The organism is Streptomyces griseus subsp. griseus (assembly GCF_003610995.1).
GTDB lineage: Bacteria > Actinomycetota > Actinomycetes > Streptomycetales > Streptomycetaceae > Streptomyces.
On record NZ_CP032543.1, the window covers coordinates 576,840 to 591,539 of the forward strand.

Below are 14,700 nucleotides of genomic sequence, written 5' to 3' on the forward strand. Positions count from 1 at the left end.
GTCGCATCCGGAACGGAACCAACGGCTGTCACGTGAGAATGCGCCGCTCCACGGGCTGCTCGCCGGCGCTCTCTCGGATCAGGCGGCAGGACTCGGTGATCAGCCGGGATACGTGCATCTGCGAGAGGCCCAGTTCGGCGGCGATGGCGCTCTGGGTCATCCCGGCGAAGAACCGCAGGTAGAGCACCCGTCTCTCGCGCTCGGCGAGCCGGCGGATGCCTGGTTTCGCCGCCTCGCGGTCGAGCACCAGGTCGTACGCCTCGTCCACCGCCCCCAGACGGTCCCCGAGGAGCAGCTCGCTCCCGTCGGGGGCGGTCTCCGCGTCGATGGACAGAGCGCTGAAGCCGTGGAGCGCCTCGCTCCCCTGCCGTACGTCCTCCTCGCTCAGCCCGGTGTGCTCGGCGATCCGGGCGGCCGAGGGGGTGATGCCCAGGGTGGCCAGTTCGGCGTGGGCGAGGCGGACGGCGTTGCGGAGGTTCTGGATGCGGCGGGGGACGTGCACCGACCACATGCGGTCCCGGAAGTGCCGTTTGATCTCCCCGGTGATGGTGGGAACGGCGAAGGGCGCGAAGGCGCGGCCGATCTCGGGGTCGTAGCGGTCGACCGCGTTGACGAGACCGACCGCGGCGATCTGCCGCAGGTCCTCCAGCGTCTCGCCGCGGTTGCGGTAGCGGGCGGCCAGCCGGTGGGCCATGGGCAGCCAGGCACAGATGATCTCGCCGCGCAGCCGCTCCCTCGTGGTCCCGCCGGGCAGCTCCAGGAGGCGCCGGAAGTCCGCTGCCGTGTCGGGGTCATCGGCGTACCGGCTTTCCTCGGGCATGGGGCGGCTCAACTCCTCGCCGTACAAGATCGCTGTCGCCGGGAGGCGGGGGTGCCGGAGCGCGTCGTAGGTCAGTGAGCGCGACCCGCACGGAATCCGTCGCCGGGGCGTACCTCACCTCCGAAGCACTCCGTGGCCTTGCCACGCCGGGAGGGCCGCCAAAACGGGTGGGCCCGGCATTCACCCGGGCGGCCGCCGCCGCCCGCGCCCGCCCCGTGCACTCGACGGCGGCCGGAAGGCGTCCTGGCACCGGCGCCGTCTGCACGCTTGTGACCGCCAAGGCCCTGGCCGGAATCGGCGCGCCGGTAGCCGCGTTCATGGAGGACTACGACATGCCCGCGACCCGGCATCCGGCCGCGCCCTTCTTCACGGCCCCGGCCGGATGCCGGGTCGTCCCACTCGTCGTCACGCCGCTCATGGTCCGCCCCGGCTGCGAGCGCCGGCGCCGGGCCGGGCCGGTGACGGCCCGTCCGTCCCTGCCCGGCGTCCTGGTCACGGGAGCGGTGGCCTTCGTCGTGTACGGCACGGTCGCGTACGGGCTCCGAGCCGGACGCGCTCCCAGGGGTGTCCGGCGGATCCTGGCCGGGCCCGCGACGCCTGGCACCCGCTAGCCCTGCCTTCGTGCCTCCGTCGCCAGGACCGCGGCCTGGACGCGGCGTTCGACGCCGAGCTTGGCCAGGATGCGGGAGATGTTGTTCTTCACCGTCTTCTCCGCGAGGTGGAGCCGCAGACCGATCTCGCGGTTGGTGAGACCTTCGCCGATCAGCGCGAGGATGTCCTGCTCCCGGGCGGTGAGCGCGCCGACTCCCGAGGACCGGTCGTCCTGGGCCGCGTCGCCGCGGAGGCGGGCCATCACGCGGGCGGTGGCGCCCGGGTCCAGCAGCGACCGGCCGGAGGCGACCGTGCGTACGGCCTGGACGAGGTCGGTGCCGGTGATCTGCTTCAGCACGTAGCCGGAGGCGCCCGCCACGATGGCGTCCAGCAGCGCTTCCTCGTCGTCGAAGGACGTCAGCATCAGGCAGGCCAGCTCGGGCATCCGGGAGCGGAGTTCGCGGCAGACGCTGACGCCGTCCCCGTCGGGCAGCCGGATGTCCAGGACCGCGACCCGGGGGCGCAGGGCCGGGATCCGGGCGAGCGCCTGGGCAACGGTGCCCGCCTCGCCGACGACGGTCAGATCGGGCTCGGCGTCCAGCAGGTCGTGCACGCCCCGGCGCACCACCTCGTGGTCGTCGAGGAGGAAGACCGTCACCGGGGTCTTCCCGTCGGCGCCCGTACCGCTGTCCGTCATCACATGCTCCGTCATCTCTCGTCCGTGCCCACCTCGGTGGGCCGTCACGATCGTGCCGTACGGCCGGCGCCGGTGAACAGGGCCGATCGGCCCTCCCCGGCCGGCCTCTCAGCGCAGCGGGGCGCGCCAGAGCAGCCGGCTGCCACCTCCGTCGGGCGTGGACAGCTCCAGGGCCCCGCCGACCTGGCGGGCGCGTTCGGCGAGGTTGTCCAGTCCGCTGCGGCGGCTCCGCTCCGGGATGCCCCTGCCGTTGTCGGCGACCGTCAGGCGTACCTCGTCGGCCGTCGCCTTCAGGCTGACCTCGACCCGGGTGGCGTGGGCGTGGCGGGCCGCGTTGCTGAGGAGTTCGCCGAGCGCCGCCACCACGTGTTCGGCCACATCGAGGGGTACGTCGGTGTCGAGGAGGCCCTCCATGCTGAGCCGGGGCGGGAAGCCGAGGGAGGTGACCGCGTCCCCCACCGTGCGGGAGGCGCGGGCGCGCAGGGTGGAGGCGGGGCCTTCGTCGCGGGCGCGCAGGCCGAAGATGGTGGACCGGATGATCTTGATGGTCTCGTCCAGGTCGTCGACGGCCCGGGCCACCCGCTCGGCCGCTCCGGTGTGTTCGATCAGCCGGGCGGTGCTCTGGAGCGTCATACCGGTCGCGAACAGGCGCTGGATCGCCAGGTCGTGGAGATCGCGGGCGATCCGGTCCCGGTCCTCCAGGAGCGCGACGTGCTCGGCGTCCCGTCTCCGTACGGCCAGTTCCAGGGCGAGTGCCGCCTGTCCCGCGAAGGCGAGCAGCGGCTCCAGCTCCGCCTCCGTGAAGGCGGGTTCGCCGACCTCCCGGACCAGCAGCAGGACGGCCGCTCCGGCCGCACCCAGCGGCACGGCGACTGCGGGACCCTGGCCGGCGGCGCTGTGGGGGCCGGTGCGGAAGCGGGGGTCCTTGCCCAGGCAGGTGGAGACCGCATGGGCGCCCGCCGCCGAGGCCGCACCGGCCAGGGTTCCGTCGACCGGAAGGGTCAGCCCCTGGCGGCCGCCGTCGGTCCCCGACAGCGTGACGGACAACTCCACCACCAGGTCGTCCGTGCCGGGGACGGGTGCGGACACCTCCGCCACGGAGGCACCGGTGATCTCCCCGGCCCGGCGCGCGATCAGCTCCAGCACGTCCTGGCGGGCGTCGCCCGACAGCAGGTGGTTGGTGATCTCGGCGCCCGCCCGGAGCCAGCGGTGCTGGCGCTGCGAGCTCTCGTACAGACGGGCGTTGTCGATGGCCACTCCGGCCGCCACCGCCAGGGTCGTGATCACCGACTCGTCCTCCGCGTCGAAGTCAAGACCGTCCCGCTTGTCGGTGAGGTAGAGGTTCCCGAAGACCTCGTCGCGCACGCGGATCGGCACGCCGAGGAACGTACGCATCGGCGGATGGTGCTCCGGGAACCCGAACGAGGCCTCGTGCGTGCCCAGTTCGCTCAGGCGCAGGGGTTCCGGGTGGCGGATCAGCTCGCCCAGCAGGCCGTGCCCGGCCGGCAGGGGTCCGATCCGCTCCCGCTGCTCCCGTGTCATGCCCGAGGTGAGGAACTGCGACAGGCTCCGCCCGTCGGGCCCGATCACGCCGAGCGCGCCGTACTGCGCGTCCACGAGGTGCGCACCGGCCTCGACGATGCGCCGCAGCACCTGGGAGAGGTCGAGTTCGCGGCCTACGGAGACGACGGCCTCCAGCAGGCTGTGCACCCGGTCCCGGGTTCCCCTGGCCGCGTTGATCCTCGCCTGCAACTCCTCCAGCAGCTCGTCCAGCCGCATCTGCGGCATCCGCGACAACGGCTGCTCATCCCCCACAGCGCCCTCTTCCCCTCCGCCCCGTCACCTTCCGCGCCACTCTATGGGGCTGCCGTCATGCGGTGGGAGGCAGGACGGGCCGGACCCGTCGGCGGGCGGCCCCGGCCGTCGTCCGGACGCGGGAGCCCGCCCGTGGGGAGACGGGGCGGGTTCCCGGGTGCGACGGGCCGACGGGCGCGGGCCCGGGGTCAGGCGTGCGGGACGACGGCGACCGGGCAGCGGGCGTGGTGCAGGACCGCGTGGGCGGCCGAGCCGATCCGGGTGCCGATCGGGGCCCGGCGGGCGCGCCTGCCGACCACCATCAGCTGGGCCTCGGCCGACTCCTCCACCAGGACCTGCCCGGCGCTCCCCATCTCGACGTGCTCGGTGACCTGCACCTCGGGGAACCGGTCCCGCCACGGGGCCAGGGCCTCCTGGAGCGCCTTGCGCTCGAAGGGCTCCAGCCCTCCCGCGGCGTCGGCGAGGGCCAGGGAGGCGCTCCAGGTGTAGGCGGGCGGCAGGCTCCAGGCGCGGACCGCCCGCAGCGGGACGCCTCGTACGGAAGCGGCCTCGAAGGCGAAGCCGAGCGCATCCGCGCTCTCCTCGGGGCTCCCCTGCTGACCGACGACGACCTCACCGTTCTCCCGGACCGGGTACTCACCGTCGTAGGCGCGTACGGAGACGACCGGACCGTTGGCCCCGGCGATCACCTGCTGACCGTAGGAGCCGAGGAGGAAGCCGAGCAGGGCCCCGTGGCCGCGGGTGCCCAGGCAGAGCAGGGCGGACCGCTCGGCCTCGGCCAGCAGCGCCACGACCGCCGTCTCGGGCAGCACCCGGCTGGAGACGGACAGCTCGGGGTACCTGCCGGTCACCTGCTCCTCGGCCTCCCGCAGCACGGCACGGGCGGCCTGGGCCTCCGCCTCCCGGTTCTGGACGAGCGGGATGTCCAGCGGCTGCCAGAGCCAGGCGTGCACGATGCGCAGGGGCAGTCCCCGCAGGGCCGCCTCGCGCGCCGCCCATTCGGCCGCCGCCAGACTCTCCGGCGAACCGTCCACCCCTGCGACTACGGCCTTCTTCACGGGTCTGCCTCCGTACGTCCGTGCGAACCGGCCCCTCGGCCGGCCGCTGGAACCAGCATCACGGGCGGGCCTGTCCGGGGGGAGGGCCGATCGGCCCTCCCTCCGGCCCCTTGGGTCCCGGAGTACGGCCGGCGGCGTTCCGGTGGCGCGAAGCCGACATTGCCTGGACTGAAACGTGTGGTGGCGGGTAGGCGGGTTGCGTTTGAGGGCTGTGTGGTGCAGCTGACCGACGGGGGAATGACATGGAACTGCTGATGGCGGACCGAGGGACCGAACAGGACCGGCAGACGGTGGGTACGGGCAACATGCGGGGCAGCGCCGCGTACGACATGGGTTCGGGCGAGATCGCGCGGGCCCGGGGCTTCGTCCGGGACTTTCTGACGGACGCGCGGTCGCTGCGCGGTCTGCCCGTGTCGGCGCGGGCGATGGATGTCGCGCAGCTGGTGGTGAGCGAGCTGGCCACGAACGTCTGCAAGTACGCGCCTGGCCCGTGCCTCCTCGATCTCGAAGCGGGCGACGGCGTGCTGAGCGTCACGATGTGGGACACGGGTTCGGTGCTGCCCACCAGCCGGCAGGCCGATCCGACGCGGATGGGGCAGCACGGACTGGAGATCGTGCTCGCGGTCTGCGAGAGCTTCGAGGTGCGCCGCGAACCGGTGGGGAAGCGCGTCCGCGTGGAGATCTCGCTGCTGGACCGTCCGCAGGGCGATGCGGCCGGCCCCTCGGGCTGGTAGGACTCCGTTCCGTACGGGAAGAACCCCCACAGTCGGTCGCTGTGGGGGTTCTGTTCTGTCGGCCACCTGGGCGCCGTCGAGAACCTGGGCTGTCGACAGCCTGGTTCCGGTGGCTCAGTTCTGGGTGAGCATGCCTTCCCGCAACGTGGCGAGGAGCCTGGAGAGCAACCGGGACACATGCATCTGGGAGATGCCCAGATGTTCACCGATCTGAGCCTGGGTCATCTCCTGGCCGAAGCGCATCCGGACGATCTCACGGTCGCGGTCCTCCAGGGTCTCCAGCAGCGGGGCCAGTGCGTGGAGGTTCTCGACCAGTTCCATGCCCGGGTCGCAGTCGCCGGTGATGTCGGCGTAGCTGGTGCCGCTGTCGGAGGCGCCCTGCTCGGTTCCGCCGAGCGGGAGGTCGATGGAGCCGGCGGTGTAGCCGTTGGAGGCGATGAGGCCGTCGATGACCTCGTCCTCGGCGATGCCCAGGTGCTCGGCGAGTTCGGCGACGCCGGGGTCGCGGCCCAGGGTGGAGGTGAGCTCCTCCTTGGCCTTGGCCAGGGTGACCCGCAGCTCCTGAAGGCGGCGGGGGACGTGGACGGACCACGTCGAGTCGCGGAAGAAGCGCTTGATCTCACCGACGATGTAGGGGATCGCGAAGGAGGTGAACTCGACCTCGCGCGACAGCTCGAAGCGGTCGATCGCCTTGATCAGGCCGATGGTGCCGACCTGGATGATGTCTTCCATCTGGCCGTCGCCGCGGTTGCGGTACCTCTTCGCGGCGAACTGCACCAACGACAGGTTCATCTCGATGAGGGTGTTGCGCGCGTACTGGTACTCGTGGGTGCCTTCTTCGAGCACCTGCAGCTGCTCGAAGAAGAGCGTGCCCAGCGCCCGGGCGTCCTTCGGGGCGATCTTCTGCGGATCGTCGATCTGCGGGAGTACCGCCGGTGCGAGTCCCGCCGACGCGGCCGTCCCGGTCGCGGTCTCCATGGATATCGACATTACGGACCTTCCCTGCCCCAGACGCTGCCGCGGAATCCCGCCTGCATGTGGCTGCGTCTACCCGAGTTGGCACGGAACACACCTGCGGAGCGGCAGCTGTCTGCGGTACGCCGGGACCGGGACCTTCCGGCGATGAGCAGGTGGAGGAGTGGGCGCCGGGCCGCCCGGCCGAGCTGCCACGGCGGTCCTGGACGGCGGGGCCGCGCGGCACCCTCAGGGAGTTCAAGGACGGCGAACTCGCGGACCGGGCCGCCGCGCCGGCGTATTGCGGGGTGCTGGCGCTGGTCCCCGCCCTGCTGGTGCTGGAGTTCGACGCGGAGCTGGTCCGCCGACGGGCACCCCTCGGAGGCGAACCGTACGTGAAGCCGCGTGACACCCGCGCCCGGAGCGACGGGGACCGCCGGCTCATGGAGCAGTGAGCGGGGTCCGCGCTGCGCGGACGGGTGCCGCCGCCGTTGCTGGGTAGCCGGACCACGACGGCGTACACATCCGGACGAGGATGTTCCGCCGCGACGGCCCCCATCCCCGTGACGACTCCGACCGGTCGAGGAGAGCAAGGTGACCTCATCATGAGCACAGCAGAACGGGACGCCCGAAGCATCGACACCACGGGCGCCACGGGCCCCGCCGGCGAACCCGTGGGGGTACTGGTTTCGCGTGCCTCGCAGCAGATTTCGGAGCTGGTCCGCGAGGAAATGCAGCTGGCACGTTCGGAGATGGCGCAGAAGGGCAAGCGGTTCGGCAAGGGCGGCGGCCTCTTCGGCGCCGCGGGCCTCGTCGGCATCCTGGCGGCCCAGGCGCTGGTGGCGACCTGCATCGCCGCACTCGCCCTGGCGCTGCCCCTGTGGGCGGCGGCGCTCATCGTCACGGCGGTGCTTGCGGCGGTGGCCGGTGTGGCCGCCCTGGCCGGGAAGAGGCAGATCGACCGGGCGGGCACCCCCGCACCCGAACAGACCATCGACAGCGTCAAGGCCGATCTGGCCGAGGTCAAGGAGAAGGCTCACCGATGAACGACGAATCGCAGAACAAGATGGGTACGCCCACCCCCGAGGAGTTGCGTGAGCAGGTCGAGCGGACGCGCGACGAACTCGGGCAGACCGTCGAGGCGCTGGCGGCCAAGGCCGACGTCAAGGCGCAGGCGAAGGAGAGGACCGCAGCGGTGAAGGAGCAGGCCGCCGAGAAGACCGCGGCGGTCAGGGAACAGGCGACCGAGAAGGCTGCCGTGGTCAAGGAACAGGCCGCCGAGAAGACCGCGGCGATCCGGGAGCAGGCCGCGGAGAAGGCCGCGGTGGTCAAGGAACAGGCGGCGGAGAAGGCCGCGGTGGCCTCCGGTCAGATCCGCGAGAAGACGGACCAGGCCGCTCAGCTGGTGAAGGACAAGACGCCGGACGCCGTGCTGGAGAAGACGGCGCAGGCCGCCGCGCAGGTGCGCGAGAGCGCGGCCCAGGCCCGGCGGTACGCGGCGGAGAGGACCCCCGACCCGCTGCTGGAGAAGGCGGACCGGGCCGCGACGGCCGCCCGCGCCAACCGCACCCCGCTCCTCGCGGGCGGCGCGCTGCTGGTCGCCTTCCTGCTGATCCGCCGCAGCCGGGGGCGTAACCGATGAAAGCGTCCAAGATCGCGTACAAGCCCGTCGGCCTCGCCCTGGGCGCGGTCAGCGGCCTGATCGCGAGCGCCGCGTTCAAGCAGACGTGGAAGCTCATCGAAGGCGAGGGCGACGCCCCCGACGCCCTCGACGAGGACCGCCCGTGGAAGCAGATCCTCCTCGCCGCCGCCGTACAGGGCGCGATATTCGCCGTGGTCAAGGCCGCGGTGGAGCGCTCGGGCGCCCAGGCGACCCGACGCGTCACGGGCACCTGGCCGGCCTGACCCGCCGCGGTGCCGGCCCTCCCGTGGAGAGGCCGGCACCGCCCGGGCGGCGAAGGCGACGCCGCACCGGAGTCCGGGGCGGCCGTCGGGCAGCCACCCCGGGCCAGGTCGGTGAGTACGCGCGGTGGCGCGGCGCACGCGTCGGTCGCGGCCCCGTACCCCCACAGCGCCCGCGCCGGCCCGTGCTGCAGAGTAGGGGCATGACCCCGTACGAGACGATGGCCAGCCACCTGGAGACCGAGCGGCTGATCCTGCGGCCGTGGGCCGAGTCGGACGCCGCAGACTTCAGCGCTCTCCTCTCCGAACGCGGCAAGGGAACCTACACGGTCGAGCGCAGCCGGACGTCCATCGGGGAGCTGCTCGCCGCGACGGAGAGGACGGGCATCGCCCTGCTGCCCGTCCAGCGGCGCGACGAGGGCGACTTCATCGGTTACTGCGGGCTGATCATCGGGCGCACCACCCTGGAAGAGCCGGAGATCGCTTACGAGTTGTGCCGGCGCGTGCACGGACGTGGTTACGCCACCGAAGCGGCCGGCGCGGTGGTCGACGCCGCCGTGGCGACCGGGCGGAAACGGCTCTGGTCGACCGTCGGCACGTGGAACACCCCGTCGCTCCGGGTCCTGGCGAAGCTCGGGTTCGAACGGGACCGCGTCTCCGTGGAGGAGAACGGCGAAGTGGCTTGGCTCACGCGCTCGTTGGCGTGACGCGCCACCACTCCCCCAGGTCCCGTGCTCACCCTGTGGACGTCAGCGTCCGGCATGCGAAAGGAACACACCCTCATGGCTCTTCGGGTTCTCGTCATCGGCGGCGGGCTGATGGGAGCGGCCGCCGCCTGGCGCCTCTCGGTACGCGGCCACCGGGTCACCGTGCTGGAACGTTTCGGGCCGGGCCACGACCGGGGCAGTTCGTACGGCACCTCCAGGATCTTCCGGCTGGCTTACGCGGAGCCCTCGTACACGGAGCTGGCGCTGCGGGCGCTGCCCCTGTGGCGACGGCTGGAGGAGGAGAGCGGGCAACCGGTGCTCACGCTCACCGGGGCGGTCGACCACGGTCTGCCCGAGGCGGTGGAGCGGCTGGCCGATGTGCTCGCCGGGGCGGGGCGGCCCGCGCGGCGCCTGTCCCCCGGGGAGGTGGCCGAGCGGTGGCCGGGGCTCCGGGCCGACACGACCGCGCTGTTCCACCCGGACGCCGGTCGGGTGCACGCCGACGGCGCCGTGTCCGCCCTGCTCAAGGCGGCCGGGCAGCGGGGCGCCGAGGTGCGGCACGGAGTGCGCGTGACGGAGATCCGGCGGGCCGGGGGCGGGGTCACCGCGGTCACGGACGCCGACGAGGGGCTGACGGCGGACGCGGTCGTGGTCGCCGTGGGCGGCTGGGCGCCCGGCTTCCTGCCGGCCGTGGTGAGCGGCCTGCCGCCGATGCGCGTCACCCAGGAGCAGCCGGTGCACTTCCCGGTCCCGGACGCGCTGGACTGGCCCTCGTTCATCCACCACCCGGGCGCCGGGTGGAGCGTGCCGGGCGGGTTGTACGGGCTGGGCAGCGTGGACGGCGTCAAGATCGGGCTGCACGGCGTCGGGCCGGTCGTGGACCCGGACCACCGCGACCGTACGCCGGACCCGGCGGCCGTCGAACGTCTCCGCGCCTACGCCGAGGAGTGGCTGCCCGGCGTGGCCGGCACCGAGCCGACCCCGCTCACCTGCCTCTACACCACGACACCCGACGAGGACTTCGTCATCGACCGGCAGGGTCCGGTCACCGTGCTGGCGGGCTTCTCCGGCCACGGCTTCAAATTCGGGCCCGCCATCGGCGAACTGGCCGCCGACCTGGTCGAGGGACGGCCGGGCACCGCCCGGTTCGCCCTCGGCCGGACGGCCCCCGTGCGCTGAACCCGCTCCCGGGACGGGCTAGTCGGCCCGGGTGTCGTCCTCCGGAGGACGGCGTACCTCCTCGCGGTCCTTCTCCAGGCGCTCGTCGAGTCGCCTCTCGTCCGGGCGGCGGGGCATGCCACGGCTGTGGCCGGTGTCGGGGTCGCCCTCGACCTCTTCGTTCCTCTTGTGGTGGTGGTGAGCCATCGGTCACTCCTTGCCGTCGTGGTTGTCGGTCGCCGCGGGTACCTCGTCGGCCCCGCGCGTCCTCCCGGCACCGGCGCCGCCGCCCGTACGGATCGTGCAGTGCAGGGAGTCGTCCTTCACGTCGGCGACGATCGTGTCGCCCGGTTCGGCCTCGCCGCCGAGGAGCAGGGAGGCGATGCGGTTGTCGAGTTCCGTCTGGATCGTGCGGCGCAGCGGACGGGCGCCGAACGCCGGCTGGTAACCGTGGGCCACCAGGAGCTTCTTGGCCGCCTCGGTGACGTCCAGCGTCAGGCCCTGCGCGTGGACGCGGTGCTTGCTGCGGTCCAGCAGGTGCTCCACGATCTCGGACAGGTCGTCCTCGGTGAGGCTGTGGAAGACGATGATGTCGTCGATGCGGTTGAGGAACTCGGGCAGGAACCGCCCCCGCAGGTCCTCCATCAGCTCGTCCTTGAGCTCGGCGGCGTCGCCCTCGTGGGCGAGGATGCGGTGGGCGCCGATGTTGGACGTCATGATGACGACGCAGTGGCGGAAGTCGACCGTACGGCCCTGGCCGTCCGTGAGCCGCCCGTCGTCGAGGATCTGGAGCAGCGTGTTGAAGACGTCGGGGTGCGCCTTCTCGACCTCGTCGAACAGCACCACGCTGTACGGGTTGCGCCGCACCCTCTCGGTCAGCTGGCCCGCCTCGTCGTAACCGACGTATCCGGGCGGCGCTCCGACGAGCCGGGCCACCGTGTGCTTCTCCTGGAACTCGCTCATGTCGAACCGGATCATCCGGTCCTCCGCGCCGAACAGCAGCTCGGCGAGGGTCTTCGCCAGCTCGGTCTTGCCGACGCCGGTGGGGCCGAGGAAGAGGAACGAGCCCACGGGCCGGTTCGGGTCCCCCATACCCGCGCGGTTGCGGCGTACGGCTTCCGAGACGGCGGTGACGGCCTCGTCCTGGCCGACGATGCGGGCGTGCATCTCCTCCTCCAGCTTGAGGAGCCGCTCCTTCTCACCTGCGGTGAGCTGGGAGACCGGGATGCCGGTGCGGCGGGAGACGACGTCGGCGATGTCGGCGGCCGTGACCGAGACGACGCCCTCTCGGCGCTCCTCGATCCCGGCGAGCTCGCCCTCGACCTCGGCGATCTGCTCCTTGAGCGCCTTGGCCCGCTCGAACTCCTCGGCGGCGACGGCCTGGTCCTTCTCCCGGCGAAGCTTCGCGAGGCGGTCCTCCCGGCTGACGACCTCGGTGGAGCGGTTCGCGCTGCGCAGCCGTACGCGGGCACCGGCCTGGTCCATCAGGTCGATGGCCTTGTCGGGCAGGAACCGGTCGCTGATGTAGCGGTCGGACAGCTCGGCGGCCGCCGTCAGCGCCCCGTCGGCGAAGCGGACCTGGTGGTGCGCCTCGTACGCGTCCCGCAGCCCTTCGAGGATCTGTACGGTCTCCTCGACGGTGGGCTCCGGGATCAGGACGGGCTGGAAGCGGCGCTCCAGGGCGGCGTCCTTCTCGACGTACTTGCGGTACTCGTCGATCGTCGTCGCACCGACCACATGGAGCTCGCCGCGTGCGAGGGCGGGCTTGAGCATGTTGCCCGCGTCCATGGAGCCCTCGCCCGTCGCGCCCGCTCCGACGACCGTGTGGAGTTCGTCGATGAAGAGGATGACCTCGCCGCTCGCCTCCTGGACGTCCTCGATGACCTTCTTCAGCCGCTCCTCGAACTGGCCGCGGTACTGGGCTCCGGCCACCATGCCGGACAGGTCCAGCGAGACGACCCGCTTGTCCTTCAGCGTGTCGGGCACCTCGCCCGCGATGATGCGCTGGGCGAGCCCTTCCGCGATGGCGGTCTTGCCGACGCCCGGCTCGCCGATGAGGACGGGGTTGTTCTTGGAGCGCCGCGACAGGATCTCGATGGTCTGCTCGATCTCGTCGGCCCGGCCGACCACGGGGTCCAGCCTGCCCGCCCGGGCCTCCTCGGTCAGGTCCCGCCCGAACTCGTCCAGGGTGGTGGACGGCTGCTGTCCGGCGGCGGCTGCGCCGGGCCTGCGGCCTGTCCCGTCGGTCATGCCGTTCAGCTTGGAGGTGTCCAGGTCCTGGGCGCGCAGGAACCGGGAGGCGCCGGAGTCGGCGTCGCCGAGGAGGGCGCCGAGGATGTGCTCGGGCCCGATGTAGGAGACCTCGGCCGCCTGCGACCTGGCGTGGGCGAGGGCGAGGGTCCGCTTGGCCGCCGGGGTGAGGCCGGGCTCGGAGGACGGCTCCTGTGACTCCCTGGGCAGCACCTCGGCGATCCGGTCGCCGAGCCGCTCGGGATCGACCCCGGCCTGGGCGAGCAGCCTGCGGGTGGGCTCCACCTGGGTGGCGGCCCACAGGAGGTGCTCCGTGTCGAGGTCGGACGTGCCGTCCTCGGCGGCTCTGCGGGCTGCGGCGTCCAGGAGTTCCCGCGAGGGCTCCGTGAGGAGCCGGCCGATGGGGACGCGCTGCACGGCCGGTGGCGACGAGGCCGGCGACATACCGAAGAAGCGATTCAGCAGGTCGCTGAACGGGTCCGGCGGACCGGAGGGAGATCCGAAAGCCATCGACATGCCAGCTCCAGATGAGCGAATGGACGGTCCCACCCACTGAAACCCGATGCTCCTGGCTCCGCAAACGGTGCGGAGGGCGCGGCCTTCGGAGGGAGCGGGTCCGCCGACGTGGAGCCCGCGGACCGGCCCGACACCCTGACCGGCAGGGCGCTCACCGATCCGCCCCTCCCCCTCGTAGCGGGTATCGCCGCCGCCCCTCGCCCCCTCTGCGGTTCACCCGGATGCAGCATTCCTCCCGGCGGAAGCGATCGTTGTGCGGAGTGCGGCAACGGAAAGCGCATTTCGTTTCGCATGTGCCGACTCCAAGGCCGTTTCCGCGATGGCGGTCACGTCTCCGCCGATCGCCCGTCGCTCCCTCGCCGCACACCATGCCCCGGCTCCGGCTCCGACCCCGGCTACGGCTACGGCTCCGGCTCCGGCTCCGGCTCCGGCTCCGGCTCCGGAAGAAACGTTCATCTCCTCCTGCTCGGCCACTTCCTCTTCCCCGCCGACCACCGGCCCGGCACGGGGGCAGCCGGTACGTAGTGCTGGGGAAGCCCGCGCCGCTCCCCGGGCGGCAGGTTCCGGGCCGGTGTCTCCACCAGGCCGGGAGCCGGCCGGTTCCGCTCACGGTCCCAGCCCGCGCGGGCGCGGGGGTGGAAGCGGCGCCGCTCGGGAACGAACCGCCAGACGTGGTGGACCAGTTGGCCCACCACGCGCAGCAGCCGTTCATCGTGGGGCGTCCAGCGGAGCCCGAGGCTTTCGCGTACGACCTCCGGATACATGCCGACCGTCATCCACAGCGTGAGCCGGACCATCGGGATGCGGGCGAGGGCCCACAGCGGCGAGGGAAGCAGCCGCAGGAGGGGTGGTCTGGCGATACGTCGCATGTCGAGGACGTCCCGGGTCGGCCGGTTGTCCTCCAGGACGTCGGCACACATGTGGTCCCAGTACCGCTGGAACTCCTCCCAGCTGCCGGGGACCGGCTTCATGGACATGCCGTACAGCGCGTACCAGCGGACGTGCTCGTCGAAAAGCGTGCGCCGCTGGACTTCCGTGAGCCCGCCGCCAAAGCGCTCGGCCACCTGCACGGTGAGCATGAAGAACGTGGCGTGCGCCCAGTAGAACGTGTCCGGGTTGAGCGCGTGGTACGGGCGGCCCCGCTGGTCGACGCCGCTGATCGAGGCGTGGTAGCCGCGCACTTCGCGGGCCGTACGGGCGGCGAGCGGGCCGTCGTAGACCACTCCGCCGATCGGGTACAGCGAGCGGAAGAGGCGCTCCCAGCGCTCCTCGAAGAAGCGCGAGTGCTCGGCGACGCCCGCGCCCAGCTCGGGGTGCATGTTCTGCATCGACCCGGCCCAGGGGGCGAGGAGGAGACCCCTCCAGTCGCCGAACCACCGCCAGGTGAGGGAATCGGGGCCCAGCGGTTCGACGGTTCTCGGGCCGACCGGGCCCGCACCACCCACCGTCGGGCCGTGACCTGTTGTTTCCATGTGCGCCTCCACTTCTGAGGACACCT

At 72.4% G+C, this 14,700-nt stretch carries 16 protein-coding genes; 8 read left to right on the forward strand and 8 right to left on the reverse strand.

Going from position 1 to position 14,700, the window contains the following annotated elements:
- Nucleotides 1-28: 28 nt before the first annotated feature.
- The gene (locus D6270_RS02580) at nt 29-820 is read right to left on the reverse strand and encodes a SigB/SigF/SigG family RNA polymerase sigma factor (protein WP_109166953.1); all 792 of its coding nucleotides are present in this window, start codon (nt 818-820) and stop codon (nt 29-31) included.
- 167 nt (nt 821-987) lie between these two features.
- On the opposite strand from D6270_RS02580, the gene D6270_RS02585 reads away from it, so the two are divergent.
- Entirely contained in the window at nt 988-1,431 is a 444-nt protein-coding gene (locus D6270_RS02585; RefSeq protein WP_158650472.1) for a hypothetical protein, read from the forward strand.
- Here the strand turns inward: D6270_RS02585 and D6270_RS02590 are convergent.
- The 3 genes from D6270_RS02590 to D6270_RS02600 all read right to left on the reverse strand — a co-directional run bounded on the left by D6270_RS02590 (nt 1,428) and on the right by D6270_RS02600 (nt 4,981).
- Entirely contained in the window at nt 1,428-2,108 is a 681-nt protein-coding gene (locus tag D6270_RS02590; protein WP_109167611.1) for a response regulator, read from the reverse strand. The two genes, D6270_RS02585 and D6270_RS02590, sit on opposite strands and share 4 nt — an antisense overlap.
- 108 nt (nt 2,109-2,216) lie before the next feature.
- Nucleotides 2,217-3,923 (reverse strand): GAF domain-containing sensor histidine kinase, encoded by a 1,707-nt coding sequence (locus D6270_RS02595; protein WP_109166951.1) that lies wholly within the window; start codon nt 3,921-3,923, stop codon nt 2,217-2,219.
- A 188-nt stretch (nt 3,924-4,111) separates the two neighbouring features.
- The gene (locus D6270_RS02600) at nt 4,112-4,981 is read right to left on the reverse strand and encodes a universal stress protein (RefSeq protein ID WP_109166950.1); all 870 of its coding nucleotides are present in this window, start codon (nt 4,979-4,981) and stop codon (nt 4,112-4,114) included.
- A gap of 242 nt (nt 4,982-5,223) precedes the next feature.
- Here D6270_RS02600 and D6270_RS02605 point away from each other — a divergent pair, with 242 nt between their 5' ends.
- On the forward strand, nt 5,224-5,715 hold the full coding sequence (locus D6270_RS02605; protein WP_109166949.1) for an ATP-binding protein: 492 nt from the start codon (nt 5,224-5,226) through the stop codon (nt 5,713-5,715).
- Nucleotides 5,716-5,829: 114 nt separating this feature from the next.
- Here D6270_RS02605 and D6270_RS02610 read toward each other — a convergent pair whose 3' ends face one another.
- Entirely contained in the window at nt 5,830-6,693 is an 864-nt protein-coding gene (locus tag D6270_RS02610) for an RNA polymerase sigma factor SigF (RefSeq protein ID WP_225976753.1), read from the reverse strand.
- Between the two features lie 152 nt (nt 6,694-6,845).
- On the opposite strand from D6270_RS02610, the gene D6270_RS33895 reads away from it, so the two are divergent.
- The 6 genes from D6270_RS33895 (at nt 6,846) to D6270_RS02640 (ending at nt 10,457) form a co-directional block, all read left to right on the forward strand.
- Nucleotides 6,846-7,124, forward strand: a complete 279-nt coding sequence (locus D6270_RS33895) for a hypothetical protein (RefSeq protein WP_385106640.1) — start codon at nt 6,846-6,848, stop codon at nt 7,122-7,124.
- 150 nt (nt 7,125-7,274) lie between these two features.
- A complete protein-coding gene (locus tag D6270_RS02620; protein WP_109166947.1) occupies nt 7,275-7,715 on the forward strand; it encodes a phage holin family protein in 441 nt (146 codons plus the stop codon).
- A complete protein-coding gene (locus tag D6270_RS02625) occupies nt 7,712-8,311 on the forward strand; it encodes a DUF3618 domain-containing protein (RefSeq protein ID WP_109166946.1) in 600 nt (199 codons plus the stop codon). Before D6270_RS02620 ends, D6270_RS02625 begins: the two co-directional genes overlap by 4 nt.
- Nucleotides 8,308-8,574: a DUF4235 domain-containing protein gene (locus tag D6270_RS02630; RefSeq protein ID WP_109166945.1), complete on the forward strand. Its 267-nt coding sequence runs from the start codon at nt 8,308-8,310 to the stop codon at nt 8,572-8,574. Before D6270_RS02625 ends, D6270_RS02630 begins: the two co-directional genes overlap by 4 nt.
- 200 nt (nt 8,575-8,774) lie before the next feature.
- Entirely contained in the window at nt 8,775-9,278 is a 504-nt protein-coding gene (locus D6270_RS02635) for a GNAT family N-acetyltransferase (RefSeq protein ID WP_109166944.1), read from the forward strand.
- 75 nt (nt 9,279-9,353) lie between these two features.
- Nucleotides 9,354-10,457, forward strand: a complete 1,104-nt coding sequence (locus D6270_RS02640) for an FAD-dependent oxidoreductase (protein ID WP_109166943.1) — start codon at nt 9,354-9,356, stop codon at nt 10,455-10,457.
- A gap of 18 nt (nt 10,458-10,475) precedes the next feature.
- Here D6270_RS02640 and D6270_RS32705 read toward each other — a convergent pair whose 3' ends face one another.
- The 3 genes from D6270_RS32705 to D6270_RS02650 form a co-directional block, all read right to left on the reverse strand.
- Nucleotides 10,476-10,643, reverse strand: coding sequence for a hypothetical protein (locus D6270_RS32705; RefSeq protein ID WP_204117167.1), 168 nt, complete (start codon nt 10,641-10,643; stop codon nt 10,476-10,478).
- Between the two features lie 3 nt (nt 10,644-10,646).
- Nucleotides 10,647-13,202 carry an ATP-dependent Clp protease ATP-binding subunit gene (locus D6270_RS02645; RefSeq protein ID WP_109166942.1) on the reverse strand — a complete coding sequence of 852 codons (2,556 nt, stop codon included), beginning with the start codon at nt 13,200-13,202 and terminating at the stop codon, nt 10,647-10,649.
- Nucleotides 13,203-13,654: 452 nt separating this feature from the next.
- The gene (locus D6270_RS02650) at nt 13,655-14,674 is read right to left on the reverse strand and encodes an oxygenase MpaB family protein (protein WP_109166941.1); all 1,020 of its coding nucleotides are present in this window, start codon (nt 14,672-14,674) and stop codon (nt 13,655-13,657) included.
- Nucleotides 14,675-14,700: the final 26 nt, after the last annotated feature.

What these genes read in the sequence shown, in the direction of transcription:
- D6270_RS02580 (WP_109166953.1), bottom strand. Translation starts at nt 820, where the DNA reads ATGCCCGAGGAAAGCCGGTACGCCGATGACCCCGACACGGCAGCGGAC.
- D6270_RS02590 (WP_109167611.1), bottom strand. Translation starts at nt 2,108, where the DNA reads ATGACGGACAGCGGTACGGGCGCCGACGGGAAGACCCCGGTGACGGTC.
- D6270_RS02605 (WP_109166949.1), top strand. Translation starts at nt 5,224, where the DNA reads ATGGAACTGCTGATGGCGGACCGAGGGACCGAACAGGACCGGCAGACG.
- D6270_RS02610 (WP_225976753.1), bottom strand. Translation starts at nt 6,693, where the DNA reads ATGGAGACCGCGACCGGGACGGCCGCGTCGGCGGGACTCGCACCGGCG.
- D6270_RS02620 (WP_109166947.1), top strand. Translation starts at nt 7,275, where the DNA reads ATGAGCACAGCAGAACGGGACGCCCGAAGCATCGACACCACGGGCGCC.
- D6270_RS02625 (WP_109166946.1), top strand. Translation starts at nt 7,712, where the DNA reads ATGAACGACGAATCGCAGAACAAGATGGGTACGCCCACCCCCGAGGAG.
- D6270_RS02630 (WP_109166945.1), top strand. Translation starts at nt 8,308, where the DNA reads ATGAAAGCGTCCAAGATCGCGTACAAGCCCGTCGGCCTCGCCCTGGGC.
- D6270_RS02635 (WP_109166944.1), top strand. Translation starts at nt 8,775, where the DNA reads ATGACCCCGTACGAGACGATGGCCAGCCACCTGGAGACCGAGCGGCTG.
- D6270_RS02640 (WP_109166943.1), top strand. Translation starts at nt 9,354, where the DNA reads ATGGCTCTTCGGGTTCTCGTCATCGGCGGCGGGCTGATGGGAGCGGCC.
- D6270_RS32705 (WP_204117167.1), bottom strand. Translation starts at nt 10,643, where the DNA reads ATGGCTCACCACCACCACAAGAGGAACGAAGAGGTCGAGGGCGACCCC.
- D6270_RS02645 (WP_109166942.1), bottom strand. Translation starts at nt 13,202, where the DNA reads ATGTCGATGGCTTTCGGATCTCCCTCCGGTCCGCCGGACCCGTTCAGC.
- D6270_RS02650 (WP_109166941.1), bottom strand. Translation starts at nt 14,674, where the DNA reads ATGGAAACAACAGGTCACGGCCCGACGGTGGGTGGTGCGGGCCCGGTC.